Raw genomic sequence first — 25845 nt, 5'->3', positions numbered from 1 at the left:
AAATTATGAACATAAAGGAATCCCAACTAAAAATCTGTGCAAAATATCAATCTGAGTTCGAGCAACTAAAACCCAATGAAATGGTGGCGATAGCTCTGGACACACTGGGGCAAATGCCTATTGTTGGGCAACGAATTGTACTGGAGAAAGACGAAAAAGTTTCGTGGTTTATCTATTGCGGAGAATATTCTGACGCAAATGATTTCTACAAACCGATACATTGGTATCATCTAATTGAAATTTTACCTGAAGTATTGCCTTATCTGGGATTAGAGCAGGGATTTCGTTTTATCATTGACAATGAAGGCTATGAAGATGTTTGGAAAGATGAAAATTAACCCAAAAACAACTAAAAATGACTTCTAACAAGGATTATTTTAGCGATTTAAACCTCAATCCAGCAGGGCTTTTACAAGAAGAAATTGATATTATCAACAATTGGTATGCCAATTACACCAAATTCGATAGAAATATACATCTTTTTGACACTGAAGAAGTTGAAATTAACGAGGAATACATACAATTTCTGAAAGAAGAATATGAAAATCTGTCATTTTATGATGATATTTTGTTATTTTCAGCAGATGAAGACAGCAATTGTGTAGGAATTATGACAAAAGGAGCAATGCGAGGTTGGATTTTCTTCATTTCAGAAGATTTTTGGACAAAACCAGTTTTTCGCACACTTAAAGCCTTTTATGAAAAGGTAAAATCCGAAGAAATTACCGATGTTTCTGCCTTTGGTGTTCAATCGCCTGACTTTCTGAACAAACATCGAACCGAGTTAGAACTCGCTACTGATAATAAAGTATTTGATGACCTATTACAAAAAATACATCACACTAAAAACAAACACGACAGATATCTTTTTGTAGAAACGCTAATTACCATTGCCCCTCCCGATAGGCTTAGCGAACTTACAAAATTATTATTTTCAGAAGATTATTGGCATATTCGTCAAATTTTGGAAGCGTTTGCTTTCTATAATCATCAAACAGACAATGAATTATTATACAAACTAGGCAAGAAAAAACCAGAATTCCGTAAGCAGTTAAAAAAAATGGGAATACAGCCTCAAAGAAAATTCCTCTGGTGGGAAAAATGGTAAAAAATAGAGAAAAACATCATTATGAGTTTTACAAAAGAAATTAAGAAATTAAGTAAGTTTTTAAAAGAACAAGGTTTTTTAGCTGTTCCAATGGAGATTCGTAATATGACTTCTTGGGTTAAAGAATTGGATAGTGAAAACTTAGTATATATGTATGTTTACGTCAGTCAGCATTCACAAGAGAGCCAAAGAGGACACCTAATTATTTCTCCGCCACGTTATAATGATGATAGTTGGATAGGAAATCCTTTAGCTATTGGTATTCCTCTGGCAGAAAATTGGGAATTAGGAGCCGGCTTCTTTGATGACTACATAAACAGACTTACTAACTTATTGCCAAGTGTGGTTTACCTTAAAGATGCAGTTATTAGGGAAATGCACAACATAAGTAATATTTCTACACAAGCATCAGAAGCAAAAGCACTTGGCGAAAGAGAATTGATAGACTTAAAAGCCTTTCATAAATTGAAAAAAGAACCCAATTTTACCAAGTTATGTCAAATAAGCAAAGAAATTTGGTTTACGAAAAAAGATATTTATCTTCTTGATACTGAATTAGGCAAAAAATGTTTCGAGCCTTATGGAGATGACATTACAATGAAATATATTGAAGATTACACCTCTAAATTAAGTACGATTTTAGCCACATATAGTGCGTTTAGATAAGAAATACGTTTAATAATAAAAATCAAACTAAAAATTCAATGGAACAATTTTATTTAAAAGTAGAAATAAAGGAACAAAGATCTGATTTTCGAGTCTTTAAAGCCTTCTTTTTTGATGATGATTTTCATAATTGCGATAGTGATGGCAATGCTTCTCCCGTGTATAGCAGAGATTGGACAGAGCTTTATATGCATTCCAGGGAAAATAATCAATGGTTTGACATACAATGCATTGAAAAAGATAATTTAACATTCAAAATAACTTCCAATACAGAAGAAAATGTGTACCAAATCGCCTATTTTCTTGCTAAAGAAACAAAAGGAGTTATTATCAACAGCAAAAATCAAATAATCGATGCTAATGATGTGATTTCAAGAATGGGAAACTTTAATTTAGAAGAAAGATTACTTCTGGCAGAGAAAAGCATTTGGCGAAAATCATCAAAAGATAATCCATTTCCTAACATTCAAAAAATAGAATGATTTATTTGGTTGAAATCAATTAATTAACAACAAAAAATAAGTCCAATGAATGATGAAATACACATTGCAACCAATATTTCAACTGAAATCTTTTATAAAATTGTTGATTTTTTGAAAGAAAACAATTGGAAACTCACCGCAGAATACAACCCCGAAATCTTCGATAAAGCTATCGACTTTGATTTATATCAATTTGAAAAAGAAAATAAAACAATACAAATGGCTTGGGACATTTGGTTTCAAGGAGAGATAAAAGCAACATCATCTGTTTTTAAAATGCTCTCATCATATTTAAAATATGAATTCAAATATGGAACATCAATTCATTTTTACAAAGATATTTTTCATAAAAAATCATCTTTATTGATAAAATATTAGTATTTGAACAACTTAACTTTAAAAAAATTAAATTCTAATGAAAAATCAGAATTACCTTCGTATTTATGCTAACATTGGCAAGGAAAATTACAGCGAAAACGAGAAAGAAACATTAGTAAAAACACTCATTACCATTGGCGAAGAGATATTTTCACAGACCGATTTACGAATGGACATCCATGGTTCGGGATATGGTATTTCAAAAGGTGACCCGCTGGTAAAACAACAAACCTTTTGGAAGAAAATCGACAAAAAAGGCTATAAAAATTTGTTCGGAATCGGTGCTTCACACAAAGATTATTATAGTTATAGGTCGCAATTCAATCTATGGATGCAATCGCATAACTTTTTCCGATTAGATATTGAGTTTTTCTGGCAAGCTAATGATAATTTTGACTACGAAAAAGCCCAAAAAATCATCGAAACTTATTTGCCTATTGTCCGAATCGATTACGCTTACGGTTATCTTGCTGATAAAAACCTAAGTTGGGATGAATGGATAACAAAAGAAAGTTTTTGGAGTTCCACCTCCTATATTCCTAAGGAAGAAGAGATTTGGCAAGGACAAATTGGTGAAATTTTAAATGGAAAAATCAAAAAAATATATGCCTTTAATGTTTTCAATAAAACTCAAAGCAAGAAAACATCACACGAAAACCTGAAACGTATTCCTCTTAATGATGAAATTGAAATTGGTTTGCTTACATAGAAAATATTTCAAAGTCTAACTAGCTTCATCAGAACTAAAAAAATAGAAAAATAGATATAAAACCATCAATTTTACCATCAAAAATCATAGAAAAAGATACGTAAAAATATTTTTTTTTATTATTTTGATTTACACAAATAAAAAAAAGACAAACTATGCTCTCAATTCATCTAAAAAACACTAAAAACAAAGGCATTAGCTATATAACTTACGAAGAGGAAACTATTTTAGCCAAACTTTATGACAAAACCGAAATAAGATTTTTCAAGAAATTATGGGAAAACTATTACAACGACCCTATTTTCTCTTTTGAAGAATTAGAAATTGCCTATAAAGAACTATTTGCACTTTCTGTTGAGATGATTGCAAAGGCAACTACATCACCTGAAATAAATTTTGTATATAAAATGATTGCTATTGTATCGTATGCGGTGTTTCATAAAGAAAATTTATGCTGCATCAGTGATTAACAGCTTTTTATATGAAAATTTTTGTGAGAAAATTACAATTATAAATTCAAAAAACGGACAATCCACTAAGAAAAATAAAAAAGTCAGTTACAAAAATGATTTTTATTGAAAGAATAACAAAAAACAGCAACAAAATAACGAAAAATTAGTTATAAAAAGGAATGATTATTTATAAAAAAACAAAGATTTAGTGTAAAAAAGGAAAGATTCAGTATAAAATGGAAATATTTTTTAGTAGAAAATCAAAAAGTGAGTGTAAAATATAGAAAAGTGAGTCTTAAAAATGAAATATATTGATAAAAAACCAAAAAATCAGTATAAAATATAAAAGAGTGAGTTATAAAAATAAAATATATTGATAAAAATTCAAAAAAGTTAGTTTCAAAAACAAAAAAATAAAACATAAAAGAATTTAAAACAATAAAAAAGAAGCTATTTAGTTAGTTAAACATCAAAAAAAATTAAAAAAACAACAAAATATGAAAGAGAAAACCAATGCACAACTTGCTTTTGATGAGACTATAAAAGCTATTTACGATTTACTAAAACCCATCGAATTTAAGAAAAAAGGAAATAGTTTTTATCGAATAGAGAATACTATCTGTCAGCTTATCAATATTCAAAAAAGTATTTATAATAACAGCCAATCGGTCACTTTTACAGCAAATATTTGCGTTAAATACTTAGAAACTGATGAAAATATACCTTCTGTGACGCATTTTCCTATCCGTGAACGCATCGGAAACCTCAAAGAAAGCGGTGATTTCTGGTATACTTTCGATGAAATTCAGGATATTTTTATCAGAAAACAAAAATATCAATCGGAAAAAGAATTAATTTTAGAAGATATTAAAAAATACATACTAACTTTCTTAAATAAATTCAAAAACAAGGAAGATATAGAGAATTTTTATGATTAAACTCAATAATTTACTTAATAAACATTCATAAAAAAAGAAAAATACAATGTCCAAAAAAGATATAAAAAAGAAAAACATTTCTGTAACTGAAATTACAGACCTTATCAATGTTGCAGGAAATCACCCAAATCAAAATCCAGAGCGAGGTTTCTTATATATAGCAAAAAGCATCTCTGATTTTGAAGATTCTTTCGATGAATTATTTGATATAAAGGATTTAGAGCCATTGGATTATTGCATTTTATCTTCCAATTGTGAAATAACCTTGCCCAACGGACAAAAATTCTGTGGAGTTTCTTTCAAAGGAGCTTCAGGAAAGGAAAAAATCACACAAACCATTCAAAAAGATTGGAAAGAAAAAGGATTTTTATTTGGGGAAATCAGCAACAATATATTTATAGATTCAGAAGGGAAACAAACTCCTTTAAATGAGTGCAAAGCTGTACTTTATGAATATTAATCAATAATTTTTTAATAAAATATCAATATATGACACAGAAAGAATATGCTCAATACCTCGCAGAACTTATTGGAGAGGAAATGGATACTGATTGCAATGAATTAGAAGAGCTTTTTTATGGTTATTTTCAATCATTTATGCCTGACGGAAAGAATGTTGAAAAAGTTTTTGAACCCATTGAAAACGGACAATTACTTTACCAACGCATAAAACCCATTTTTGAAGCGACAAAAGAAGAAACTACACAAGCCTTTGAGCAAAATATCGCTCCAGGGTATTTCGTACCCAATAAAAAAGGCACAGAAGAAGAACTAAAAGCCATTGGTAAAGAGCTTTTGGCAGGATTTTTAGAATTTGCTTCATTCGTTGAAGAAGAAACCCTGCAAAATTATCTAAAAGAAATTATAAATATTGAAATCTCGGACAGTAGAGAGCAAAATTTTGATGATGAAGCACAAACTGAACTCTACGAAATTTTATCTATTTGGTATATTGATAATACGGATTACGAAAGTTTAATTTCAATACTTCGTGAAGCATATTATTCAATAAATTGTGATTACTTTTTAGCTGCATATTTACAATATCCAGTATTGACAAATAAACCGAAAACCGATTTTTTAAAACCTTACTTTGAATTATGGCAAAGGGGATTTCAGTTTGTAATCAATGGTAATACATTAATTCTATTTTAAAACAAAATATTATGAACCCAATGAAACTTGATGAAATTCCTGATGAGATTTTTTTAGAAGATATTTACAATTTGACGAAAAATATTCCAAAAGAATTCCCGACTTGGCTAAAACAGATTGAAACCGCAACAGAAACTCCTCCGCAATATATTTTCTTCACTGATTTTGTAGAAAATACCGATGATGAAGAGTCCAATGAAGAATTTGTAGGTTATTTTTATGATAAGTTACACCAAAATATGTATCAGTATAGTGCTGAAAATGATATTTTAACGATTACTTTTGTAGATAAGGAAAAACTTACGATGCAGGATACTTTTAGTCTGAAAGTATTGCATTTGTTATAGAAAAATAGCTAAATATAGCTAACGTGATACAATTTGTCATATTTATTAGAGTGAATTTCAAGAGTAAGTTTTTGACCTTGGAGACGAAACGTTAAGAAAATCAATGAATGAAACGTAGAAAATCTCTATTGTTTGAGCGTAGCGAGTTTAAAGATTTTCAGTAAAATGAATTGATTTTTAGTGAAGTTTCCAAAGTCTTGAATTTTTGGTTCTTTTGTTTCAAGACAAAAGAACAGAAGATTATGATAATTAACAAAAAAGATAAATACACAAAAAGTAAAATATATTAAACAATATTGAACAGATATGAGCAACTATCAATTTAGTAAAGAAGACGGGATTGCAATTTCAACGAAAGAAGTATATCTAAAAAACTTACATCAAAATGCTTTCATTTGGGTTTATACAGAAAATGAGAATTTTAATGATTTTTCACCAAAACAAAAAGTGGCTTTTGAAGAATTTCTTAACACAGAAAATGCTTTGGAACAAATTAAAGAAAAAACAAAATCCTATTATGATTATTTACTTGCACAAAAACGCATCAAGCAACAAGAAAATGACAGCTTTGAGCTAGATTTTGAAGCCATAGCATTGCCAAGCCAAGCAGAAAATCCTAAAAATATCGTTTTTGTATTGGCCAATACGAATTGGCTTTTGGCTAATTCTAAATTTTATATGGAATTGGAAATACGTTTTGAAAATGGAATATTGATGCATATATGCGAACTCTCTGGAGAATACATTTTTCCACAATAAAAACTAAACATCACTAAAAATATGAGCTTTGTGGAAGAAATAGTAGAGCGTGAAATTCAAAAAAGTAAAGAAATTTTACAAACAACAACTGAAAAAGCTATCAGGCAAAGTGAAATTGACAAAAAAGAACATATTATCTTTATAAAATAGAAATCAATTATGATAAACAGAAGAATATATTTTGATAAATGATAAAAATTCACCGAAATTTATGAAGCGAAAAGATTACATTCCCAAGTAAACAAATCTTTTTAAAAACAAATAATATCTATGAAAAATAAATTACGAAAAATTGTTGTGGAAGATGCCATTTATTACTATCGAATTACCGATAATTTCCAAATGGAAACTTTCCCTTCCTTTATCCGAATGAAAATATTTTCAGAAGGATATAAAACTACACCTTTACTTATTGAGTTTCCTTCAAAATATGATTTCTATGCAGGATTTCCACTGAAAAATGGCGTGAATTTACCCAACTTAACCACTGGCACTACCGAATGTGTGAATATTCATCAACCTAAATACATTCAGAAATTTATTTTATTAGGAAAAAAATACGGCTGGACAGGAAATAATGTTATTTCTACACAAAATGGAATAGATTATTTGTCTGAATTGGGCTATGATGTAAGTTCAATTCTCAGTGACGAAAGTTGTAAGCAACTTTAAACCAAAAATTTACAATCAAATTGTATTTTTCTAAAACTAAAAAAATTATGCCGACCATTTATGTAGAAGAAATAACACCTTGATTGGCTCCATCAATGGAAATAATAGATTTTTGCCATCAAACAAGAACTGAAATAGATATTGATATGTATTTGATTAACAATGACAAAAGAGTATAAAAATGAATTACAGAATATTTTTAAGCCTATGTATGGATTTTGTTCGTCAGTACATTTTACCGATGGAACAAGGCTACGCCGCACATTCCAACTTACGATATGCCGAGTGGCATTTGCTTGGTTATCCAAATGAAACAGAACGAGAAGAATGTATTCAAAAAACAACCAAAGAGTTGAAAAAACTAAAAGGAAAACCCAAAAACATTTTGGAGTTATCCACACTTTTTACGGATTTGCTTTTTCTGTCAAAAGGTAGCATAAAATACAAAAAAGCCCAGCTCATAGAAAAACTTTCGGCAATTGATGAAAAATTTCCGCGTGAATTTGGAGCCTATTTGCAACAAGCCAAAGATGATAATCCTTTCCCCAATATGCGTTATCGAGAGCTTTCCGATGAGGAAAAAGCCTTATTTCAAGACGAAAATCAGTCCGAGTGGTGGATTATTGAAGATATTGCTGAAGACAAGTACGATTTCTTCGCCTTTGAGATGATGTCCAACAAAGATTTCGTATTGCATTGTATTAATTTTATGCGAACTTATGTAATTTCACTTACCAAATCTTGCCCTGATTTAAGCAATTATTTAGATGTCGCCACTGATTATCTGAATGGGAAAATCTCTCGAAAAGAATTAGAAATATATGGCTGCGAAATTCACAAAAAAATAGAACATATAAAGCAAAGCAAACCTTTGTATATCGTTAGGATTTACACTACTGTTTCTTACTTTTTGTGGTCTGCTTTTTTAGATGATGAGGAGGAAGAAGGACAGCAAGACCCTTCGTATTCATATTTCCTCGATGATTTACGACGCGTACAACACGGACTAATGATGCAACTTTTTATGCCAATTTTTAAGCAGTTTAATATGATTAACAACTAAAAATGATGATACAACAAAAAGATTTTATAACACGATACGAGAAAGCTATTGAATTGCGAGACACCAGTAACACAGCCGACGCCATAGCCCTTTTCAGAGAATTACTGTCTGAACTCGAAAGCAATCCTAACATTTGGAAAGATGATGAAGTTATTATCTCCGAAAACGGAACGCACATAAGTAAGGCCTTCTTTTACGACGACTTTGCATATGCCCTTGGAGACAATGAGCTTTTGGAAGAAGCCCTACAAATGGAGAGCAAAGCCTTAGAACAACTCTCAAAAGAGAAAAACAGAAGTCATTTAGAGGTTATTTATCTCAATTATTCCGATTATGCGATGCAATTAGGAAGTTTTCAGGAAGCTTTATCGGTTCTCCAAAAGGGTATTCAGGAGATTGAAAGTAAGCAGTTTAAACACCGAGCTGATATTGTACCAGCCATTTACATCAATGCAGGACTTTGCAACTACTTTTTAGAAAACGCAGATGAAGCCGAAAAATATCTAAAAATAGCCACTAATCTTTTGGAAACAGGTATTAACTATGAAGAATTTTACCAAGACTCTTTTGAGGCAAATTACTTTTTGAGTGAAATTTACAAAGAAAAAGGAAATAATTCTGAATATGAAAAGTTTAAAAACAAAGCCAAAGAATTACTAACCTTTATCTCAACTGATGAAATAGCATATTCTGCTACCATTTATCCAGAAAAAATACAGAAAAAAGTAATTGATTTTTACAAGCAGAATTCAAAAAATTAAAAAACAAACAGAATTTATTATTTAAAAATTTATTGATGTTAAAATATGATTACGATAGAATTTGAAGCTCCGAAATTTGAAAAATGCAATTGCTGTAATGCTAAAATCACCCAACTGACACGCTTTGTTTATCAAGATAACGAAGCCTTTGCCTATTATTATGCAAAATTTGAAGACCATAACGACCCAAAAGTGGTAGAATGTTTGGTTGTTCTATGCGAATGGGACGAAAACAATGAGGAAATTATCAAAAAAACAGGTTTTCCGATCAAAATTTGGGTAAAAGATGATAATTATAATATTACACTAACCAACAAAGACGAATGTTCGTGGAAAAACATTCCTGAAGTTGAAATTTTAGACCGAGAACAAAGCCTAAATCATCTACAAAAATCCGATGTTTTTCATATAACTGACCATATTGTAGAGGAAGATAAGGAAGTCATCGCCTATTTTGAGAACTAACAAAAAGAAATTGCAAATTATTAGCCATAAAGTAAAATCTCACTCTTAAAACGAGAAAAAGTTTAATTTTAGTGATATTCTTATGAATATATTTAATTCAGTGGTTAATTTGGGCGTTAATATTGAGGATTTTCCTGCTATTGATGTAGATATTTACGGAAATTACATCGCTTTCGACGGAAAAAACAGCGTAAATATTAACGGAATAACTATTCCTTTAAAAGAAGAGATTAAAATAAAATTTCCGTTGGTACAAATGCTTGATAATAATTCGTTTTTACTTGCTGATAGGCGTTCAGGAAGTGTCAACGCTTTCATTTTTAGCACTGATGGAGTTTTGCAAAAGTCTTTTTACGTGGGCGATGCCATCGAAAATATTACTTTTAGCGAAGGAAAAATAATTGTCAGCTATTTTGATGAAGGTGTTTTCGGCAATCCTCCCAGTACGGAAGGTTTGGCAGTCTTTAATTTGGAAGGAAAACAACTTTTTGGGGTTAATTCGAGTTTGGGATATGAGTATATTTGTGATTGTTACGCTCTTTGCAAATTAGGGAAGCATTCGATTTTCTTTTTTGCCTATACGGAGTTTGAACTTACCCAATTGAATCTAAAAAACTTTCAAATAGAGCGTACAAAAATGCCAGAAATTTTAGCAGGAGCCTCCGCAATGGTCTCTGATAAGGAAACAATAGTGTTTTTTGCTCCTTATGAACATAAAAACACCTTATTTCGTTATAATTTATACACCAAAAAGCTGGAAAAACTCGGAAAAATAGATTTTTCTATGATAAAAGGTATTGAAAATGGGGTATTTTTAGCAATTAAAGACAAGCATTTTCACATCATCGGATTATAAAAAGAAAAAATATTAACGTTAATAACTATAAATAAAACTTTTTAAAAGAAAAACAATATGATTTATTTTAATTGTGGTGTACATAATGCCAACAGAACAGCATTTTTTAATTGTATAAATGGAGAGGGGAAACAAATCGGAACCTTTCTGATTGATTTTAATACTGATGAAAAATTCGTATATGCAACCGAACCCGACGAAAGTGAGATTTTTGATATTTCCCCTTGCGGAACAAAAGTTCTAACCATTGACAGAACCTACGAAAAAAGAAAACGCAAGACCAAGATTTTCAACCTAAAAACCAAAGAATTGCTTTTTGAAACTAATGTATTTTTTGGTTATGAAGCGTGGTTTACTTCCGTTCCGAATTTATTGGTAGTTCGTGCTGGTATAAAAGGTAAAAGCAATGACAAATTATTTCTTTTTGACACGCAAAAGAATGAAATTATGCATTTTATGCAAGGGAATGCTTGTCTGACCTATTGCTCAAAAAATTTCTATAATGATGTTTTTGTTTATCCAAATTCTCGCAAAAAAGATGAAGTTATTGTATTGGATTTAAATACTTTGGAAGAAAAAACAATTCATTTAGGAGCAAAAAAGCTCATTCATCGGGTAGAAGCATTGGGTAATGACGAATTTTTTGCCATTGACGGTGAATTTTTTGGAATAAAATTCAATACAAAAGGTGAAATTCTATGGAAAACCAAAAAATTGGATTGGGAAAAATTCTATTACGCCCCAAACTTTTTTATTCTTGATAATCAGATTATTTTTAATGATTCTCTCGGAAATCGTATTGATATATCAACAGGTGAATTGACACATACAAACGTGCAAAGTTGGGGTAAATCAACACCTTTTTTCGATAGTTGGGTCATTTATAACACGGGTGAAATGTACGAAATAAACACAGATAAAACAGATAAACTGAACATTCAAAAATATTTAGAAAAATAACAATGGCTTATACAATTCCTAAAAATAAAGTAATAAACTATCCGCCAGAAGAAGTTAGAAATTTCAGAATTGAAAGTTATGAATACATTGATAATCTGCATTTTTTGGTCTCTCCATCTGAATTTTTGGAAGATGCAGAAAGCTATGTTTCAGTGGTGAAAGAATTGTTTTTGGAGGCAGGTTGGGCTGGAGATGGCGAGGTAAAACTTTTGTGGATTCCTCCCTTCTGTCTTGAAACTGATGTAACAATGTGGGAATATCCTCAGGGAGAGGTAGTTTGGCATACCAAACAGCAAGAAGATGGCATTTCGTGGCTTGCGATGCCTCAGAAATTAATTTCTTTTATGGCAAACGCTAAGTCTCCTTTTTACACGAATCTTGATGAATAACAACATAAAAAATAAAGCAATGAATTTAGAAAATGAAAATGTCCCACAATCATACAGGGATTTTATGACAACTACACAGAAAAATCAAATGATAAGCGTTCGTTATGGAAGACGCAAAACAGCAAAGCAGAGTAGTACTCCACGCCAGGATTACACCATTTATGCCTACGATATGCTCACTCGCAAAAATGACCCTGACAACGCAAAAAGCCTGATGAAATATCAATATCTCAGTGAAGCAGAACTTGATTATAAACCTTTAGAAGGCGAAACTGAAGGCATTAGTTTAGAACAAATTCGCAAGGCTTTTTGTTTTGGTTCGGTAGATGGTGGTGTGGTGTTCTTTCACCCTGAAGACCACAGCGTTTGGGAGATTTATTACGATTTATACATATGTCAAACAGCAAAAAACTTTGAACAACTCATAAAACAAGCCAAAATGCAGCAAACTTGGGAATTGAAATAAAAATCTTGTAATTGTTATGAACGGAATCACTTGGGATAAATTCTATTTTATCATCACTCCCGATGAATTTGAGCTGATTTTCAGTAGTGGAGATTTCTACTTTATGAAAACAAATTGTCGCGTGGCGTTGGATTATCAGTACGATTCCAAAGAAAGCATTTTTTTGGCTTATCAAAACTTTTGGGAAAAGATAATTGTAGGTAAAAGAAAACTCGTTAATCCCGAATTTACAGACACTTACCTACCTATGTATATTTCGATAACTGATAATTACCGCAACATAAAATTTGAAAAAATTAACTCAAAATCAGACGGAAATATTGATTTCAAACGAGTATCAAATAAAAAACCTTTCATTGGACTTTCTCCTGCGGAATTAAATTTCTTCAACGATAAAATATCTATGATATATGCCAACACCGAAGGTATGATTGGTTTGAGATTGGTACGCCCTAAAAGCATTGATGGAATTTCTACTGAAAATGAAATCATTACACCAATTTATAAAGATATAGTAAAATCCATCAAAAAAATCTGCAAAAAAGCCAAAATCCAGCGGGAAGAAACTCTCTTTAAGCCCAATCTTTGGATTTCGGAAAATGCTAAAAAAGTGATAAATGAAAACATATATCTGGTAGAGAATAATTTAAAGTTTATTTAAAAAAATAGATGCAAACACTTATCAATCAATTAGAAATGCATTGCCAAGATGGAATGCAAAAGAGATTTTTTGAAAAGCTCAAAAAAATTCAAAAATTTAAAATCGGTAGAGATGGAATGTATCTTCGTGGGCTTTTGGAGTGCTTTTTTACCGAAGAAAAGTACGATTTGGTACAGTTCTTTTTTGATAAATTGATAGCCGTACCTTTTAGGGAGAATTTTCCTGAGTGGCAAGATACCGAAATGATGCTTTGCCTTTGTTATGAGTTGCCAGATGCCGGTTCCGAGCAAAAACAAGCCATTGAAAATCGCTTTTTAGAAATCGCCAATTTAAAAACACAATTCAATGAATCTCAAATACTTTATGACAACTATCTACCCAAAATTTTATCCTTAAAATTCATAAAAGGATTACAAAGAGAGATTCCCAATTATCACGGCGATTATAAAAAATCAATGCAGATGGCGTTGGTTACAGAAGCCATTCGTGTAAAAATAGCCAATGCCATCACAGAGCGAAATCCTAATATTGACAATAAGATGAATACTATCATTACCAACGAATTAAGAGTATTACGCTCCTAAAGATTATATCAAATTTTAATCAGAAAAACAATGAAGCAAACCTATTATTTCCATTTGTTTTTGACTCAGATAAAAGAAAGTGAATTTGAAGCGTATCATAGCTATATCTTTGACAAAGAAACAAATAGCCCATTATTTTTCAAAGAACTAAACATCAAAGATTACACACCAAAAATAACAGATAACTACGGGTTGGAAGTATTAAATCCTGATTTCAGGTATGAATTTCCGTTATCTGAATTGTTAAAATTTACGCTTTTGAAAAAAGAAGATTTGCCAATAGTGGAGGCTCTTTGTGAGCAAAAAAGTATTTCACCAAATTCGTATATCATATTGTATCGCAAAGGTTTACAAATCCCAACAGAAGTTTTCCTTTCGTTTCCTAATCTGTATTATTTTGGCGAATTTGAAATGGACAACAATGCATTAATAAGCAAAAAGTTGGCTTATCCTCACTATTTTAAAAATCCTGACAGAAAACTTAAATTCTTTTGATATGCAACCAAGAAATTTATACGAGCTATTACAAGTGATGAAAATACGACCTGATATGTACTTCTATCCTCCTACGTTACCCAACTTAAAAAACTTTTTATCTGGTTATTTTTCAGCTCTTTTCATAAATAATATAGAAGATAATCCACTTGATGGCTTCGACGATTTTGTCGCTCAAAAACTCAGGTTCTGTGAATCCACTGCAGGTTTCTCCAATATGATTTTGGCCTACACAACAGGTTTTGACCCTAAAAACATCATTTGGGAAGATTTTTTAGCCTATGACATTTCAAAAGAACAACATCAAAAAGCTATCGAACTATATTACAAGTTTTTAGAAGAATTTAATCACGAAAAACAGAAATAAAATGAATAAGAAAAATTTAAAAATTCCTTACAATTATTTTGAACTAATCTCGAAAAATCAAAATAATAAACATTCAGCACAAACAGACCAATACGGCTTTGAGCTGGATACTGAGTTAAATATTTTGTATGAAACTGAGGAAGAAATTCTTGAAGAAAGCCGAGAGTTGCCCGAGCATTTTCCACCAGAAGAAGCCGAAGAATATGCAGATGAAGAAAAAGTAAACGAATACGATTTGGGCTACATTACGGATTTCTCTAAAATTCTGACTTTCGGAATGGACGGAGCTGGTTGTCAGTTTTGTATGGATTTTAGTGAAAACGAAAACGAGCCGAGAATCATTTTTTGGGACGACAGAGACTTGCGTTGGCGAATTATTGCCGATAATCTCGAAAATTTTTTCGTCTTGTTTAAAGATGAGCCGTACTCGTATCACTCAAAAGAATAAAAATTATGCAAAAAACCTATTATTATCACTTGTTTGTCGCCCGTATAGAAGAAGGAAAAACAAAAGATTACGACCAATACGCTCTTGGCGAAACCCATACGATTCCTTTGCTTTTCAAAGAATTAGGCATCGAAGATTATGTATTTGACGGAGAAATAGGCAATTACGGCGTAGAGGTATTAAATCCTGATTTTCGATATGAGTTTCCTTTGTCGGAGTTATTTTTTGATTCTGTTGTCAAACAAGAAGACCTACCCACAATAGAAAAATTTTGCAAAGAGAAAGATATTTTGCCAAATTCTTATATCATCATTTACAAAAAAGACCTAAAAATCAATAAAGAAACTTCTTTTTCTTATCCAAATTTGTACTATGTAGGCGAATTTGAAATGAGCGAAGAAGGAAAAGAAAGTGAACAATTTAGAAATCCACATTTGTTTTAAAACTGAAAAAAATATGAACGAGACAGAACAAATCAAACAGCAATTTATCACTTTTATGCAAAAAATGAATGCGTGGGAGGTAGTTGCCAATAATGAAACCGAACAAGATGATGAAATTTTTAGCAATCCCGATTGGCAAGAAAAACAAATACAAATCGTGCGAGAAATTTATGAGACTCATCTCACCCAAAAAGAACGAAAATACGGAATGCTCAATGCTGGAATTTCGGTCAGATTTCCACCCGAATACGACTCTGATAAAGAGACCATTATTTCTGTTGAGATAAAAGGTAAATCTGCTGTGATGATCACCGAAAGAATTTACGCAGGACTAAAAGGAGAGCGTATTTACAAACTCAAAAAAGTAGATGATGTATGGAAAATAGATACCGCCAAAGAAAAAAGCAAATCTGAAGACAAGTGGCATAGCGTGATTTTTTAATGAAATTAAAGTTTTAAAAGAAAAACAATGAAAACAATCACAAGCAACGATTTAAAAAACAATCAGGCTACTATCTTATTTAATGAAAACCCTTTAACGTTGGTTTTAGAACCCGATGGCGAACCGCTGGAAAACACTTTGAAACTTACTAATTCATTGATTCCTAGATTAAACGAAATGGACGGGAAAGCCAAAAAATACCTTGCCAAAGAATGTCTAGATACCTATAATAATAAAATTAGAGGAGAAGACAAAGCTAGGTTAGATTTACATTCATTTGAAAATCAATTGGTTTTAGATGAAATTTCTTTTGTAGGCGATGATTTTATGTTATTCTTCTACAAGGGGATTTTGGAGGATTTTACTTGGATGGCTTCTTCATCTGATGGCGAGAATTTTGATGAATTTGATATATTGACATAGAAATTTAAATAACTAAAAATGAAATCAATGACTTCTATCCGTATTGGCAATGTGTATGTATATGATACAGATGCTTTTAGCCAACAAGAGAAAGCATTTTGTGATAAAATGTATTCAGTGATATATTTTGCGGACTTTTTCTGTAAGAATAGCATTTCAAAAGTGATTCGTCCGTTGAATTTGTTTCTGACTGACAATAAAGATGAAAACGGGAAACGTTTTGAATGGGGCATAAAAATCTGGGTAGATGTGGAAAAACTCAAAAATACACCCGATAAAGATTTTCCCAAAGAAGCCATTTTGGCGGTAAAACAAAGTCTGATAGACATCGCTCCAATGCACGACTGGACAGCAGAAAACATCGAACTGAATTTTCAAAAAGTACTGGAAACCAATCTTCAAGGGCAGTGGGTGGTAACCAAAAACATCACACATAACGAGACTAAATTTCAACTCATAATGCAATACGATGGCAATAAAATCATCACAAACCTCACTGATTATATGCAGTTTATGATGAAAATAAAAGCACCCAAACAAAAAGCAATACTCGTGCCTGTGTCGCTAAAAGGAAGCATTGCAGCAGGAATATTAGTACCTTCAATGGTGACGGATTTTTCGTTCAAAGGTAATATACTAACTTTGCAAATTGGTTATCGTCAAAATAAAAAATGGAAAGTAAATTTCGGAAATAGCATTACATTAACAGATATTTAAACTTTAAAAACCTAAAAAATGGCAATACCTAAAAAACTAAAAACGCGTTGGCAAATCTATTCAGAAGAGTTGAGCCAAGTACGAGAACTAACTAAAGACTTTACGCAATCTCCTTTCGGGCGAACAGAGGAAGGATTGCTTGATTTTAGAGGAATTTACTTCGGGAATCCAAAAGAAGTACCTGCCTATGAGGTAATTCACATTGAGGATTTGTCACTTTGTAATGCTGATTTTTCGGGGTCGGTTTGGCGAGGCGTAGTGTTGTGGAGTACTGATAAAAACTCACCTGCAAGTATTAAAAATGTCGTATTTGACCAAAGTTCATTCGAAACTTGGTTCGGTGCAAAGGATTATCTAATGGAAAATTGCAGTTTTACTGATTGTAAATATAAAGACGTACATTTTTATTGTCATAGCATCAATCGTTGTAATTTTGAAAACATCAAAAAATCATCTCGTTTCACTTTTTCGATTGATAAAATGATAGAAAATTGCCGATTTACAGGCGAAATGGTAAAAATTAATTTTTGGCAATCGCCTTTGCAAAATTGTATCTTTGAAGGTAGATTGTACGACTGCTCGTTTGCTGGTGTAAAAAACGACCATTTTAAGGAATTAGTGAATAATAAACGCCCCAAAACTGTTGCAGATTTGGATAATCGAATGTTAAACATTGATTTTTCAAAAGCAGATTTGGTTTCGTGTAATTTCACAACTTACATTCATTTGGATTTGGTAAAACCTTCGCCCAATAATTGTATATTAAAACTCACCGAAGAATTTTATTCTGAATTACAGAAACTTATAAAACAAAAGGCAGGAACTTTAACCGAGGAAATGCTAAATTACATTCCACTTTTTTGCAAACCGCACGAGCAAATTCCCTATCGTTGTTTTCACAAGGAGGATAATCGCTATAAATCGCCTGAATTCAATAAGTTGTATTACGAACTTATTTGCGAAGCTGCCAAAAATACCAATACAAGAATTTGTGATAAACAAAACTAAAAATACAGAACATTATATAAATTATTAAAAATCAATACAAAAACAATGCTAAAACGAATTCGATTGGAAGACAATCAGGTTTACACCATAAAAATTTCAGATGAAATTTATAGCGTCGTTCAACATAGAGAAAATAATTTTTTTGATTTTTTTGATATTTTCTTCACCAAACCTAATGAAAAAAAGCTACTCTCTCTGGATTTGAACTCCGTTTCTCTTCTCTGCACCTATGTATTGGCTTCGAACAAGTTAAAAGACTTTTTTGTACGAAAAGAAACTTTAGTAAAACCCAACAAGCGAGCGTGTAACCGCATTTTTCACAATCCATTTCATTATATGATGGAAGGTTTAAGACAAGAGAAAACGCTTCCAGAAGGTGTAGCTTTAATGCAATTAAAAAGCCTACGAGGGATTAACTATGAAGTATTGATAGAATATTTAGATGAGGACAAACACATAAATGAAATTTACCAGTACAATTCTTCTGGAATGATTGGAAATTCCGAAAAACTCAAAGCTGAACTCCTCAAATATGTAGAAACAGGGGAATTTTGGAGTATTGCAAAAACTCATTCTTTTCCTAATGTTGTTCCATATAAAAAAGGGAAACCACAAATATTAGCAGTTGAGAGTTTTTCATAATTTCCTCATAAAAATTAAAAATATGCTGAATTAAATCCTCAAAAAACATTTTTTTTACTATTGTAGACGCTTTGTAGACGCTATTTTTTCTACTTTTAGTTGAAATAGAATATCTTTGATTTTTATTTCAAAAGTTTTATAAAAAAGAGCGTAAGATACTCACGCTAAAAACAATACAAGAAAGTTATGGCAATAGACGGAATTAAAATCATCGATAGCGATAGTGCATACGATATTTACAACGACATTACAGAACGCTACAAAAACCACGAAGAAGTTGCAAAAATCATTCAAGACTGGTTGAACGAGGAGGAAAATTTCTGCACTGATGCACTTCACACCGAAATTTATTGGACAGCTCTTGCGTACTCACTTTGGAGAATCGGACATTTACCTGATGATATCCAGCAAAAAACTTTGGCTATCATCAAAAATGGAGCGAATAAAGAGTGGCTTAAAATTGATATAAAGGCTCAAAAACAACGACAAAAAGCCTTAGATAAATTGGTAGAGCAAATCCAGAGTGAAAACCCAAAACCCATCAAACAACCTAAACTTACCAAGAAAAAAGAACCTCATTTTGAAGTAGGTGACGTTTTGGCAATTGAACTTCCGCAAGGATACGGAATTTGTTTTATATCAGAAGTTTACCAAACACCCCGAAAACTCGAATACCATTTGGCGTGTACGCAATTTTTAAAAGACTCATTACCAACGATGGACGATTTTCTCAACAGCAAAATTGCCTGTGGTAAAAACAATCAAGTCTTCACTCTAAAAACCGATTGTTGGTTCAATCACAAGGATTTGGGCGAAATTTTGCCTCATTTTAAGAAAATAGGACACGTAAAGTTCTCTCCCTATGAGCTTTGGGTTTTGTCCCCTGCTCACAACTTGGAAGATATGTATGATAAAATCACCGAAGAACCAAGACATTACGGCGGAAAAACACAATATATTTATGATATGATTGCGGATATAATCAACTAAAAAATAAAATGGTAGATTTAATTTACACCAAAGACGGAAAACTACTGATTTCTAAACAAATACACGATTGGAAAACTTGGCAAAATCATCTGCCCGATTATATGACGCATATTAATTTTAAAAATCTTGATGAATGTATGGAGTTTCTTCAAACTGATTTTAATTTACAAACAATTGAAATACAAAATATTGAAGATTTTATAATAAAAAGTTCGCAAGTGCATTTTGAAATTGATATAAAAGAAGATAAATCAATCCAAATAAAAAACTTAGTCTTAAAAATATGAGCAATTATACGCTGATTTGTAATGACATAAAGTCGGAAAAATACACTTCTTTGCAATTTACCCAAGATGTATTCCCATTGGAGCAAAATTGCGATTTGTTGGAAATTTATAAAATATATGATCATAATGAGTTACGACTTTGGTACGATGATGGCACACAAAAAGCTACATATTCTCCCGCTTTTGATTTCATTTATATTGATAGTCAAGATTTAAGAGTAACTATTTGGATTTCAGAAGACAACAAAACAGACAAGGGGCACCCAAACGGACTGACTCAAATCATCATTCAACTTCAAAAAAGCGAGTTACTTTACAAATTGCAAGATTTTTTTACTTTTGATAAAATGATTGCTTTTGAAGATTGGATTTAACTAAAAAAATTGAAAATGAACAAAATAACATATCATTACAACGAAAGTATTGACTGCGTAGAAGTATTGCCTGAACATTTAGTTTCAGGGATAAAATATGCAAAATTAAAAAATTGCGGAATCAGAATTACTGCTGATTTCGTGGGACTTTTTGGGAAATTTGAAACCACAAGTGATAAAGTGATTTTGGATTTTTTGCCTTTGCAAAATTATCCTGATTTACCTGAACTTAACATTGAAGATAATTTTAAAATTGATGCAGTTTTGAATATCGAAACACTCTATTCCTTGGAAAAATTAAGCATTTTAAACATCAAAAAACCGAGTAAAAAACTACAAATTGATATTTCCAAAATCCTCAATTTAATAGATTTGTGTTTTGATTATTCGCCAAATATTTTGGGAATTGGCAAGGCTACAAAACTCACTCGTTTGTACATTTGGTCATACAAAGGCAAAGATTTGAGCGAGTTTTCGGATTTGATAAATTTAAAAGATTTCTTGCTTGTTCATCCGTCTGTTGAAAATCTGTCAGGCATTGAAAATATGAAAAAACTGGAAAAATTTGAAATTGCTTATGCTAAAAAATTGGGAGATATTTCCGCTTTGCACAAATTACAAAAAACACACAAAATCAAATATTTGGCATTACCACAAAAATTTTGGGATACTATGAAATCATAGTAAGAGAAAAAATCTGGAAGTGGAAAAATAAAACAAATTATGACACTTAATAAGAAGAAATCATTAGTTTGATACAAAAAATAAGAACGGAGAATCTCTCTGAAACAGAGGAAGACGCTATTTTAGAAGAATTAGAAAAAGGCGTTCTTGACCCAGACATTTCTGATTATATTTATTGGTCAGAACTTTCAGCCGAAGAAATAGCTGATAAAGTACTGAATTACAAACCCATAATATTGTAAAAATATGAAAATATATCAATTATCCCCCAAATTACGAGCCGAGTGCATTTATGTTACAGTGAAAGCCTCTGAGGACAGAATGTTTAATTATTTCGTTGCTCCTGATGGCGACGGCAAGTTTCTGCAATATATGAGCCTTACTGGCAAAGCTGATACAGGCGTAAAGGATAGTGATTTAGAGAAAGTCGATTTTCTGATAGGTTTTGTAAGTTTACCCATATTTTCGGAGCGTTTTGTGGAGACTTTAGCCGGTACATTGGGCAATGAAATTACTTTTTATCCCATTGAAATTGAAGCAAAAACTATCAAAAAACAATTTTTTGTAGGAAAAATAAACCGATATTTGGAGCTTATCGACTATGAAAAATCAGACACCGAAGAAATAGACGGAGAACTAACTTTGGACTATTTCGGAAACATCGTTTATAACGAAAATTTGCCCGAATTTTACATCGCTCGTGATAAAAATAGTTACACAGATTGGTTTATTTCGGAAAAACTAAAAAATCTTATCGAAAAGCATAAATTATATATAAATATCAAATAAGATAGAAATATGTAAAATAACATCAAATTTCATAAAAACTTAAATATCAACATTATGATTCCAGAACAAAAACAAAAAATTCAGGCTTTGGCTGAGGCAGAAATCCGCCATTCTTTCCAATTTATTAAAAATCAAACTGATAAAGAAGGTAAAGACCTTGTAGCGTATTATTTCTTTTTGGTTGATGATTTTTTCGCAGCCAATAACGCTGGAATTACACAACAAGATATAGAAACTTGGAAAAAAACAGATGATTATGACCCCGAATATAACGGATTGTTAGATGCCATTTGGTCAGGAGTTTGTGAACTTTATGAAGGAGATTTTACTTCTATAAGTGAAGAATTGTACGACACCGCGTATTCACTTATAGAAGGCTTGGACGATTACGACAGATACAACCAAATCCGAGCAGATTTTGAACAATGTATCATTGATGCTCTTAAAAAATGCGATGAAGAGGGCGTTTTTGGCAACAGAAATGAAAACGGACTACTACTTTTTGCCTTTTATAGTGATGATTATGACGAAAATAGCGAAGGTTCTCTATTGTATCGTTCCGCAGAAGCCTTAAACGACAAAAAAGGATTTGAAAATATCATAAAATAGCTCTTTAATAAAAAAATTGCTTTTCATCAATAAATTAACATCATAAACAAATGAATTTAATAGAAAACATCAACGAGTTAAACGAAAATTTAAAACCTTTTCATGAAGCGGAAAACATTTTTGTAGAAAAACAACCTTGGCTAAAAGACCATTTTTTACCGCTGATTTCTATCAATTTAGCAGAGATAAACCCTGAATGGAAAGATACAATTCTGCATATGATTAACCCCATCGAACCCTATGAAGGTTATATCGGCGAATACACCAAAGACTTTCATAATGAATTCATTGGAGCTAATTGGGTAGCTTTTCGCCTAACAGATGACAATAAATATGAATTTTTAGGAGAGGAAGGATATTTTCTGCGAAGCACAATGTACCGCAACCAACTTAAGGAAATAATGACTCAAGACTGGGAAATGAGTTATTTCAAAAACAACCCCGCTTTATTTGAGCAACGAAAACAAGAAACTTACGAGGAAGCTCTCAAAAACTTCGAAGAAGCTGTAACAACTTATCAGCAAAACAAAAAAGACTTTCAGGAAAAAGGTTACTTTGGCGAAGAAGATTTTATTCCTTATTATGGCGGACGTTACTTGGATAGCTTAGGTGGTGATATTCAGGGAGGTAATTGGGTGGATAGTGAATCCATTCCTTCGGCTTTTGTTCTGACAGAAGATGAAAATTGGAATGTTTCTATCACACACAATGGCAATTCATTTTATCAAATTGCTTCAGTATCAGGCTATACATATTCGCACGGAGCTGATGCTATCATTATGCTGTATGAACCTGTGAGCCGCATTGTACTTTTCACTTTTGATTATTCGTAACGAAAATTTCACTTAAGATTGTTTTTCAGCAATTTGAATCCTAAAAAAAGTCCATAATTTTAAATTAAAATGACAAAATACTTAAAAATTTTTACTCGTTGTTTTGTGCTATGTACCTTAACAATGAGCTTAGTCAATTGTTCGCAAGAGCAATTAATTTCCTTTGAGACTTACAACAAAAAATTTGATTTTCAATTAAGTAACAAATTTAGTTTATACAAAAAGGCACCAGACCTCAACTTTTTTGATAACGGAAAATACAGAATTGAAATCGAAACTTTTTCCAAACCAAACCAAGTCAGGAAAAAACAATATGAAGAGTTTCAAGCCGATAGTAAAAGAGCTTATCGTAATTCATCTTTTATGACTTTCAACCCAATGGAAACACCCGTACAAAATGATAATGGATATCCTTACTTGGCTTTTTCTGGCGGTGGAAAGGACAGAAGTATCATTTGGCCTTCGTACTTCGAGGGATACTTTTTTATGATGCAAACACCTCATAATTTCGTGAATATCACCTTAAAACATACAGCTCGTACCAGTAATGCAATGGATAAGGAACAAGCCTTAGAGTACATAAAACCTCTGCTAAAAAGTTTTCGGGAAAAGTAAAATTCTATTTTGATAACAAATCAATTTTAGACTCTAAAATGAGAAATGCAACGAAAAATAACGACCAAATCAAGCGAGTTTTGCAAAAAATGACATCATTAAGTATTACCCCCAATAGTACGATTTCATTGGCTGAAATTCGTGAAATTGAAGCAAAATTACGGCTAAAACTACCTGAAAGTTACGTTAACTTCCTAACTGAAATTCAGAATGATAGTCGGTCACATCAACTGCATCAAAAAGCTCCCTACTACGGCTTTTATTCCCTACAAAACGCTTTGAAAATGAATGAAGAATGGCAAATCACACTGAGCGAACCATTTCCTTACATTGATGATTTTGAGTTTGAAGATGTTATCAATTTTGGAGAAAATACAGCTTATGATGATTTTGAAGAGCGAATGGAAACAGATGCCAATTTTGCTAATCTGGTAAACAAATACAGCAGTACCAACAACCTCAACGGAACTATTCCCATTTGTGAATATGGCTGTGGAGATTTCTTTCGTTTGGTCGTTAATGGAGAAAGAAAAGGAGAAATTTGGGTAGATTGTGGGTGTATCAATCTTACGGGATATTACGCTCTGAATGTGGATATTATCACATTTTATGAAAATTGGCTCGACAGGCAAATTCATCTCAAATCTTATCCGCAAGACAAAATGAAATATTTACAAGCCTATTACCCAATTTTGGAATTTGGCAACAATCCGAAGTATAAATTGGAAGATAGTGAATTTATCAATCCTTAATTGGCAACAAAATGAAAAAAAACGCGAACAAACATAAAAAAGAACTCGCAAGAATAGCCAATGAACGCTTATTTTTGGGTAAAGAATATGCCGAAAGTGTTCTGAAAGAAGTTTTGACAGAAAACAAAACACATAATTTGCTTTCCCGAGATGAATTCCAAATCATTTCCGACGAAAAAATACTACTGGAAGTTATCGAGCCAATACTTTTTAAGCATTACCCAAAATCGGTAATTGAAGACCAAAAGCCCTATGAAATACACGATTTCGAGCAGTATTTTGTTGTAAATGGAACGCTTCCTATGGGAATTCGAGGAGGCACTTTTGAAATCATTATTCGCAAAAAAGATGCAAAAATCTTAAAACTATCACATAGCAGATAAATATCTTTTAATCCATAAAAATATGTGTTATATATTAATAATCAGTACAGATTTCCCTAAAGATTTGGCTTTGTACAATAGTGATAATTTATTTTTTGAGAAAATGCAAAACCCATCAAAAGTAAATTTGAAGTATCCGTATTGTTATGAAATGGCTACAATGGCACCGAATAGTTGCAGTTGTCACTTGCGAATTTTTGAACAAAATTTAGCACAAGACATCGGATTTTGTGAGCTACAAGACTGGCTAGAGGAAAAAGATAACGACGAAAATATTCTCAACACACAGCTTCTTTTCAAAATCATAAAAAATCTTGTAGATGAAGGATTTAAAGTTGATAGCTTTCTCTACTGGAATGGAGAAGAACCTATTGCTCAGCAAAAAATAGAAGTAAATCTAAATCAAACAGATGAAACCCATTTTGTTTTGTTTGAAAATACGTATTTTAATTATTTAGGCAATACAAAAGACAATTAAAAATACACGGAAACGGACAAAAAAGAATTTAGCTACTTTTACAAATAACTAAAAGTTTGATTTCAATAAAAGTAACTATCTTACTAAGAAATAATCAATAGTACAAAAATTAAAAAAACTGATTTTGTGTAGCTTGTATTACTTTTTAGGATTTCATTGGCTACCTATTTTACTCACGCCATTGTTTTTAGCAGT

The 25845-nt window shown here is 31.7% G+C and carries 43 protein-coding genes; all 43 read left to right on the top strand.

The window, feature by feature from the left end; genetic code table 11:
* The first annotated feature begins 5 nt into the window (after positions 1-5).
* The 43 genes from CGC48_RS07170 to CGC48_RS06960 all read left to right on the top strand — a co-directional run bounded on the left by CGC48_RS07170 (position 6) and on the right by CGC48_RS06960 (position 25650).
* On the top strand, positions 6-338 hold the full coding sequence (locus CGC48_RS07170; protein ID WP_018278767.1) for an immunity protein Imm33 domain-containing protein: 333 nt from the start codon (positions 6-8) through the stop codon (positions 336-338).
* A gap of 17 nt (positions 339-355) precedes the next feature.
* On the top strand, positions 356-1108 hold the full coding sequence (locus CGC48_RS07165; RefSeq protein ID WP_098029040.1) for a hypothetical protein: 753 nt from the start codon (positions 356-358) through the stop codon (positions 1106-1108).
* Positions 1109-1129: 21 nt separating this feature from the next.
* Positions 1130-1774 (top strand): hypothetical protein, encoded by a 645-nt coding sequence (locus tag CGC48_RS07160; protein WP_041993673.1) that lies wholly within the window; start codon positions 1130-1132, stop codon positions 1772-1774.
* 38 nt (positions 1775-1812) lie between these two features.
* The gene (locus tag CGC48_RS07155) at positions 1813-2256 is read left to right on the top strand and encodes a hypothetical protein (RefSeq protein ID WP_098029039.1); all 444 of its coding nucleotides are present in this window, start codon (positions 1813-1815) and stop codon (positions 2254-2256) included.
* Between the two features lie 45 nt (positions 2257-2301).
* Entirely contained in the window at positions 2302-2634 is a 333-nt protein-coding gene (locus CGC48_RS07150; RefSeq protein ID WP_098029038.1) for a hypothetical protein, read from the top strand.
* 37 nt (positions 2635-2671) lie between these two features.
* Entirely contained in the window at positions 2672-3343 is a 672-nt protein-coding gene (locus CGC48_RS07145) for a hypothetical protein (protein WP_098029037.1), read from the top strand.
* 155 nt (positions 3344-3498) lie between these two features.
* Positions 3499-3813, top strand: a complete 315-nt coding sequence (locus tag CGC48_RS07140) for a hypothetical protein (protein ID WP_098029036.1) — start codon at positions 3499-3501, stop codon at positions 3811-3813.
* Between the two features lie 479 nt (positions 3814-4292).
* Complete coding sequence (locus tag CGC48_RS07135) at positions 4293-4733, top strand: DUF4304 domain-containing protein (RefSeq protein ID WP_098029035.1); 441 nt, start codon at positions 4293-4295, stop codon at positions 4731-4733.
* 46 nt (positions 4734-4779) lie between these two features.
* Positions 4780-5193 (top strand): hypothetical protein, encoded by a 414-nt coding sequence (locus tag CGC48_RS07130; protein WP_098029034.1) that lies wholly within the window; start codon positions 4780-4782, stop codon positions 5191-5193.
* Between the two features lie 29 nt (positions 5194-5222).
* Positions 5223-5888, top strand: a complete 666-nt coding sequence (locus CGC48_RS11790; protein ID WP_198537131.1) for a hypothetical protein — start codon at positions 5223-5225, stop codon at positions 5886-5888.
* 11 nt (positions 5889-5899) lie between these two features.
* On the top strand, positions 5900-6235 hold the full coding sequence (locus tag CGC48_RS07120; protein ID WP_157909886.1) for a hypothetical protein: 336 nt from the start codon (positions 5900-5902) through the stop codon (positions 6233-6235).
* A 306-nt stretch (positions 6236-6541) separates the two neighbouring features.
* Entirely contained in the window at positions 6542-6994 is a 453-nt protein-coding gene (locus CGC48_RS07115) for a hypothetical protein (RefSeq protein WP_041993697.1), read from the top strand.
* 270 nt (positions 6995-7264) lie between these two features.
* Positions 7265-7666 carry a hypothetical protein gene (locus tag CGC48_RS07110; protein ID WP_098029032.1) on the top strand — a complete coding sequence of 134 codons (402 nt, stop codon included), beginning with the start codon at positions 7265-7267 and terminating at the stop codon, positions 7664-7666.
* 181 nt (positions 7667-7847) lie between these two features.
* Positions 7848-8729: a hypothetical protein gene (locus CGC48_RS07105; protein ID WP_157909885.1), complete on the top strand. Its 882-nt coding sequence runs from the start codon at positions 7848-7850 to the stop codon at positions 8727-8729.
* Positions 8730-8731: 2 nt separating this feature from the next.
* Positions 8732-9490, top strand: a complete 759-nt coding sequence (locus tag CGC48_RS07100; protein WP_098029030.1) for a hypothetical protein — start codon at positions 8732-8734, stop codon at positions 9488-9490.
* A 45-nt stretch (positions 9491-9535) separates the two neighbouring features.
* Positions 9536-9955, top strand: a complete 420-nt coding sequence (locus tag CGC48_RS07095; RefSeq protein ID WP_098029029.1) for a hypothetical protein — start codon at positions 9536-9538, stop codon at positions 9953-9955.
* Between the two features lie 82 nt (positions 9956-10037).
* A complete protein-coding gene (locus CGC48_RS07090) occupies positions 10038-10811 on the top strand; it encodes a hypothetical protein (RefSeq protein WP_098029028.1) in 774 nt (257 codons plus the stop codon).
* 57 nt (positions 10812-10868) lie between these two features.
* On the top strand, positions 10869-11771 hold the full coding sequence (locus tag CGC48_RS07085; protein ID WP_098029027.1) for a hypothetical protein: 903 nt from the start codon (positions 10869-10871) through the stop codon (positions 11769-11771).
* Between the two features lie 2 nt (positions 11772-11773).
* Positions 11774-12160 (top strand): hypothetical protein, encoded by a 387-nt coding sequence (locus tag CGC48_RS07080; protein WP_098029026.1) that lies wholly within the window; start codon positions 11774-11776, stop codon positions 12158-12160.
* A 19-nt stretch (positions 12161-12179) separates the two neighbouring features.
* Positions 12180-12626 carry a hypothetical protein gene (locus tag CGC48_RS07075; RefSeq protein ID WP_157909884.1) on the top strand — a complete coding sequence of 149 codons (447 nt, stop codon included), beginning with the start codon at positions 12180-12182 and terminating at the stop codon, positions 12624-12626.
* Positions 12627-12642: 16 nt separating this feature from the next.
* Positions 12643-13287 (top strand): hypothetical protein, encoded by a 645-nt coding sequence (locus CGC48_RS07070; RefSeq protein WP_098029024.1) that lies wholly within the window; start codon positions 12643-12645, stop codon positions 13285-13287.
* A gap of 8 nt (positions 13288-13295) precedes the next feature.
* Positions 13296-13871, top strand: a complete 576-nt coding sequence (locus CGC48_RS07065; protein ID WP_098029023.1) for a hypothetical protein — start codon at positions 13296-13298, stop codon at positions 13869-13871.
* 30 nt (positions 13872-13901) lie between these two features.
* On the top strand, positions 13902-14366 hold the full coding sequence (locus CGC48_RS07060) for a hypothetical protein (RefSeq protein ID WP_098029022.1): 465 nt from the start codon (positions 13902-13904) through the stop codon (positions 14364-14366).
* Position 14367: 1 nt separating this feature from the next.
* Positions 14368-14733, top strand: coding sequence for a hypothetical protein (locus tag CGC48_RS07055; protein ID WP_098029021.1), 366 nt, complete (start codon positions 14368-14370; stop codon positions 14731-14733).
* A gap of 1 nt (position 14734) precedes the next feature.
* Entirely contained in the window at positions 14735-15181 is a 447-nt protein-coding gene (locus CGC48_RS07050) for an SMI1/KNR4 family protein (protein ID WP_098029020.1), read from the top strand.
* Positions 15182-15186: 5 nt separating this feature from the next.
* Positions 15187-15624, top strand: a complete 438-nt coding sequence (locus CGC48_RS07045) for a hypothetical protein (RefSeq protein WP_098029019.1) — start codon at positions 15187-15189, stop codon at positions 15622-15624.
* 13 nt (positions 15625-15637) lie between these two features.
* On the top strand, positions 15638-16066 hold the full coding sequence (locus CGC48_RS07040; protein WP_018278739.1) for an NTF2 fold immunity protein: 429 nt from the start codon (positions 15638-15640) through the stop codon (positions 16064-16066).
* A gap of 27 nt (positions 16067-16093) precedes the next feature.
* The gene (locus CGC48_RS07035) at positions 16094-16489 is read left to right on the top strand and encodes a hypothetical protein (RefSeq protein WP_041993731.1); all 396 of its coding nucleotides are present in this window, start codon (positions 16094-16096) and stop codon (positions 16487-16489) included.
* Between the two features lie 18 nt (positions 16490-16507).
* Complete coding sequence (locus CGC48_RS07030) at positions 16508-17206, top strand: hypothetical protein (RefSeq protein ID WP_098029017.1); 699 nt, start codon at positions 16508-16510, stop codon at positions 17204-17206.
* A gap of 18 nt (positions 17207-17224) precedes the next feature.
* The gene (locus tag CGC48_RS07025; protein ID WP_098029016.1) at positions 17225-18214 is read left to right on the top strand and encodes a pentapeptide repeat-containing protein; all 990 of its coding nucleotides are present in this window, start codon (positions 17225-17227) and stop codon (positions 18212-18214) included.
* Positions 18215-18259: 45 nt separating this feature from the next.
* A complete protein-coding gene (locus CGC48_RS07020; protein WP_098029015.1) occupies positions 18260-18856 on the top strand; it encodes a hypothetical protein in 597 nt (198 codons plus the stop codon).
* A 186-nt stretch (positions 18857-19042) separates the two neighbouring features.
* Complete coding sequence (locus CGC48_RS07015) at positions 19043-19846, top strand: hypothetical protein (RefSeq protein WP_098029014.1); 804 nt, start codon at positions 19043-19045, stop codon at positions 19844-19846.
* An 8-nt stretch (positions 19847-19854) separates the two neighbouring features.
* Complete coding sequence (locus CGC48_RS07010; RefSeq protein WP_098029013.1) at positions 19855-20133, top strand: hypothetical protein; 279 nt, start codon at positions 19855-19857, stop codon at positions 20131-20133.
* Positions 20130-20507, top strand: coding sequence for a hypothetical protein (locus CGC48_RS07005; protein ID WP_098029012.1), 378 nt, complete (start codon positions 20130-20132; stop codon positions 20505-20507). Before CGC48_RS07010 ends, CGC48_RS07005 begins: the two co-directional genes overlap by 4 nt.
* Positions 20508-20522: 15 nt before the next feature.
* Entirely contained in the window at positions 20523-21191 is a 669-nt protein-coding gene (locus CGC48_RS07000) for a hypothetical protein (RefSeq protein WP_098029011.1), read from the top strand.
* A gap of 68 nt (positions 21192-21259) precedes the next feature.
* Positions 21260-21433, top strand: a complete 174-nt coding sequence (locus CGC48_RS06995; protein WP_232780470.1) for a hypothetical protein — start codon at positions 21260-21262, stop codon at positions 21431-21433.
* A 4-nt stretch (positions 21434-21437) separates the two neighbouring features.
* A complete protein-coding gene (locus CGC48_RS06990; RefSeq protein WP_098029009.1) occupies positions 21438-21980 on the top strand; it encodes a hypothetical protein in 543 nt (180 codons plus the stop codon).
* A 54-nt stretch (positions 21981-22034) separates the two neighbouring features.
* A complete protein-coding gene (locus tag CGC48_RS06985) occupies positions 22035-22589 on the top strand; it encodes a DUF4303 domain-containing protein (protein ID WP_098029008.1) in 555 nt (184 codons plus the stop codon).
* Positions 22590-22639: 50 nt separating this feature from the next.
* Positions 22640-23422 (top strand): hypothetical protein, encoded by a 783-nt coding sequence (locus tag CGC48_RS06980; RefSeq protein WP_098029007.1) that lies wholly within the window; start codon positions 22640-22642, stop codon positions 23420-23422.
* A 123-nt stretch (positions 23423-23545) separates the two neighbouring features.
* On the top strand, positions 23546-24037 hold the full coding sequence (locus CGC48_RS06975; protein WP_098029006.1) for a hypothetical protein: 492 nt from the start codon (positions 23546-23548) through the stop codon (positions 24035-24037).
* 89 nt (positions 24038-24126) lie between these two features.
* Positions 24127-24789 carry an SMI1/KNR4 family protein gene (locus CGC48_RS06970; protein ID WP_157909883.1) on the top strand — a complete coding sequence of 221 codons (663 nt, stop codon included), beginning with the start codon at positions 24127-24129 and terminating at the stop codon, positions 24787-24789.
* 11 nt (positions 24790-24800) lie between these two features.
* Positions 24801-25172 carry an NTF2 fold immunity protein gene (locus tag CGC48_RS06965; RefSeq protein ID WP_098029004.1) on the top strand — a complete coding sequence of 124 codons (372 nt, stop codon included), beginning with the start codon at positions 24801-24803 and terminating at the stop codon, positions 25170-25172.
* A gap of 22 nt (positions 25173-25194) precedes the next feature.
* Positions 25195-25650 carry a hypothetical protein gene (locus CGC48_RS06960; protein ID WP_098029003.1) on the top strand — a complete coding sequence of 152 codons (456 nt, stop codon included), beginning with the start codon at positions 25195-25197 and terminating at the stop codon, positions 25648-25650.
* The last annotated feature ends 195 nt before the right edge of the window (positions 25651-25845 follow it).

Source organism: Capnocytophaga cynodegmi, from assembly GCF_002302475.1.
Lineage (GTDB): Bacteria > Bacteroidota > Bacteroidia > Flavobacteriales > Flavobacteriaceae > Capnocytophaga > Capnocytophaga cynodegmi.
The sequence above is the reverse complement of the archived record's forward strand: the minus strand, read 5'-3'. Positions and strand labels throughout refer to the sequence as shown.

What these genes read in the sequence shown, in the direction of transcription:
- CGC48_RS06990 (WP_098029009.1), top strand. Translation starts at nt 21,438, where the DNA reads ATGAAAATATATCAATTATCCCCCAAATTACGAGCCGAGTGCATTTAT.
- CGC48_RS07000 (WP_098029011.1), top strand. Translation starts at nt 20,523, where the DNA reads ATGAACAAAATAACATATCATTACAACGAAAGTATTGACTGCGTAGAA.
- CGC48_RS07030 (WP_098029017.1), top strand. Translation starts at nt 16,508, where the DNA reads ATGAAATCAATGACTTCTATCCGTATTGGCAATGTGTATGTATATGAT.
- CGC48_RS07105 (WP_157909885.1), top strand. Translation starts at nt 7,848, where the DNA reads ATGAATTACAGAATATTTTTAAGCCTATGTATGGATTTTGTTCGTCAG.
- CGC48_RS07070 (WP_098029024.1), top strand. Translation starts at nt 12,643, where the DNA reads ATGAACGGAATCACTTGGGATAAATTCTATTTTATCATCACTCCCGAT.
- CGC48_RS06970 (WP_157909883.1), top strand. Translation starts at nt 24,127, where the DNA reads ATGACATCATTAAGTATTACCCCCAATAGTACGATTTCATTGGCTGAA.
- CGC48_RS06965 (WP_098029004.1), top strand. Translation starts at nt 24,801, where the DNA reads ATGAAAAAAAACGCGAACAAACATAAAAAAGAACTCGCAAGAATAGCC.
- CGC48_RS07020 (WP_098029015.1), top strand. Translation starts at nt 18,260, where the DNA reads ATGCTAAAACGAATTCGATTGGAAGACAATCAGGTTTACACCATAAAA.
- CGC48_RS07140 (WP_098029036.1), top strand. Translation starts at nt 3,499, where the DNA reads ATGCTCTCAATTCATCTAAAAAACACTAAAAACAAAGGCATTAGCTAT.
- CGC48_RS07075 (WP_157909884.1), top strand. Translation starts at nt 12,180, where the DNA reads ATGAATTTAGAAAATGAAAATGTCCCACAATCATACAGGGATTTTATG.
- CGC48_RS07010 (WP_098029013.1), top strand. Translation starts at nt 19,855, where the DNA reads ATGGTAGATTTAATTTACACCAAAGACGGAAAACTACTGATTTCTAAA.
- CGC48_RS07145 (WP_098029037.1), top strand. Translation starts at nt 2,672, where the DNA reads ATGAAAAATCAGAATTACCTTCGTATTTATGCTAACATTGGCAAGGAA.
- CGC48_RS07155 (WP_098029039.1), top strand. Translation starts at nt 1,813, where the DNA reads ATGGAACAATTTTATTTAAAAGTAGAAATAAAGGAACAAAGATCTGAT.
- CGC48_RS07085 (WP_098029027.1), top strand. Translation starts at nt 10,869, where the DNA reads ATGATTTATTTTAATTGTGGTGTACATAATGCCAACAGAACAGCATTT.
- CGC48_RS07040 (WP_018278739.1), top strand. Translation starts at nt 15,638, where the DNA reads ATGAACGAGACAGAACAAATCAAACAGCAATTTATCACTTTTATGCAA.
- CGC48_RS07110 (WP_098029032.1), top strand. Translation starts at nt 7,265, where the DNA reads ATGAAAAATAAATTACGAAAAATTGTTGTGGAAGATGCCATTTATTAC.
- CGC48_RS11790 (WP_198537131.1), top strand. Translation starts at nt 5,223, where the DNA reads ATGACACAGAAAGAATATGCTCAATACCTCGCAGAACTTATTGGAGAG.
- CGC48_RS07135 (WP_098029035.1), top strand. Translation starts at nt 4,293, where the DNA reads ATGAAAGAGAAAACCAATGCACAACTTGCTTTTGATGAGACTATAAAA.
- CGC48_RS07160 (WP_041993673.1), top strand. Translation starts at nt 1,130, where the DNA reads ATGAGTTTTACAAAAGAAATTAAGAAATTAAGTAAGTTTTTAAAAGAA.
- CGC48_RS07025 (WP_098029016.1), top strand. Translation starts at nt 17,225, where the DNA reads ATGGCAATACCTAAAAAACTAAAAACGCGTTGGCAAATCTATTCAGAA.
- CGC48_RS07080 (WP_098029026.1), top strand. Translation starts at nt 11,774, where the DNA reads ATGGCTTATACAATTCCTAAAAATAAAGTAATAAACTATCCGCCAGAA.
- CGC48_RS07095 (WP_098029029.1), top strand. Translation starts at nt 9,536, where the DNA reads ATGATTACGATAGAATTTGAAGCTCCGAAATTTGAAAAATGCAATTGC.
- CGC48_RS07065 (WP_098029023.1), top strand. Translation starts at nt 13,296, where the DNA reads ATGCAAACACTTATCAATCAATTAGAAATGCATTGCCAAGATGGAATG.
- CGC48_RS06975 (WP_098029006.1), top strand. Translation starts at nt 23,546, where the DNA reads ATGAGCTTAGTCAATTGTTCGCAAGAGCAATTAATTTCCTTTGAGACT.
- CGC48_RS06960 (WP_098029003.1), top strand. Translation starts at nt 25,195, where the DNA reads ATGTGTTATATATTAATAATCAGTACAGATTTCCCTAAAGATTTGGCT.
- CGC48_RS07170 (WP_018278767.1), top strand. Translation starts at nt 6, where the DNA reads ATGAACATAAAGGAATCCCAACTAAAAATCTGTGCAAAATATCAATCT.
- CGC48_RS07005 (WP_098029012.1), top strand. Translation starts at nt 20,130, where the DNA reads ATGAGCAATTATACGCTGATTTGTAATGACATAAAGTCGGAAAAATAC.
- CGC48_RS07130 (WP_098029034.1), top strand. Translation starts at nt 4,780, where the DNA reads ATGTCCAAAAAAGATATAAAAAAGAAAAACATTTCTGTAACTGAAATT.
- CGC48_RS07060 (WP_098029022.1), top strand. Translation starts at nt 13,902, where the DNA reads ATGAAGCAAACCTATTATTTCCATTTGTTTTTGACTCAGATAAAAGAA.
- CGC48_RS07090 (WP_098029028.1), top strand. Translation starts at nt 10,038, where the DNA reads ATGAATATATTTAATTCAGTGGTTAATTTGGGCGTTAATATTGAGGAT.
- CGC48_RS07115 (WP_041993697.1), top strand. Translation starts at nt 6,542, where the DNA reads ATGAGCAACTATCAATTTAGTAAAGAAGACGGGATTGCAATTTCAACG.
- CGC48_RS07100 (WP_098029030.1), top strand. Translation starts at nt 8,732, where the DNA reads ATGATGATACAACAAAAAGATTTTATAACACGATACGAGAAAGCTATT.
- CGC48_RS07015 (WP_098029014.1), top strand. Translation starts at nt 19,043, where the DNA reads ATGGCAATAGACGGAATTAAAATCATCGATAGCGATAGTGCATACGAT.
- CGC48_RS07050 (WP_098029020.1), top strand. Translation starts at nt 14,735, where the DNA reads ATGAATAAGAAAAATTTAAAAATTCCTTACAATTATTTTGAACTAATC.
- CGC48_RS07035 (WP_041993731.1), top strand. Translation starts at nt 16,094, where the DNA reads ATGAAAACAATCACAAGCAACGATTTAAAAAACAATCAGGCTACTATC.
- CGC48_RS06980 (WP_098029007.1), top strand. Translation starts at nt 22,640, where the DNA reads ATGAATTTAATAGAAAACATCAACGAGTTAAACGAAAATTTAAAACCT.
- CGC48_RS06985 (WP_098029008.1), top strand. Translation starts at nt 22,035, where the DNA reads ATGATTCCAGAACAAAAACAAAAAATTCAGGCTTTGGCTGAGGCAGAA.
- CGC48_RS07120 (WP_157909886.1), top strand. Translation starts at nt 5,900, where the DNA reads ATGAACCCAATGAAACTTGATGAAATTCCTGATGAGATTTTTTTAGAA.
- CGC48_RS07055 (WP_098029021.1), top strand. Translation starts at nt 14,368, where the DNA reads ATGCAACCAAGAAATTTATACGAGCTATTACAAGTGATGAAAATACGA.
- CGC48_RS07165 (WP_098029040.1), top strand. Translation starts at nt 356, where the DNA reads ATGACTTCTAACAAGGATTATTTTAGCGATTTAAACCTCAATCCAGCA.
- CGC48_RS07150 (WP_098029038.1), top strand. Translation starts at nt 2,302, where the DNA reads ATGAATGATGAAATACACATTGCAACCAATATTTCAACTGAAATCTTT.
- CGC48_RS07045 (WP_098029019.1), top strand. Translation starts at nt 15,187, where the DNA reads ATGCAAAAAACCTATTATTATCACTTGTTTGTCGCCCGTATAGAAGAA.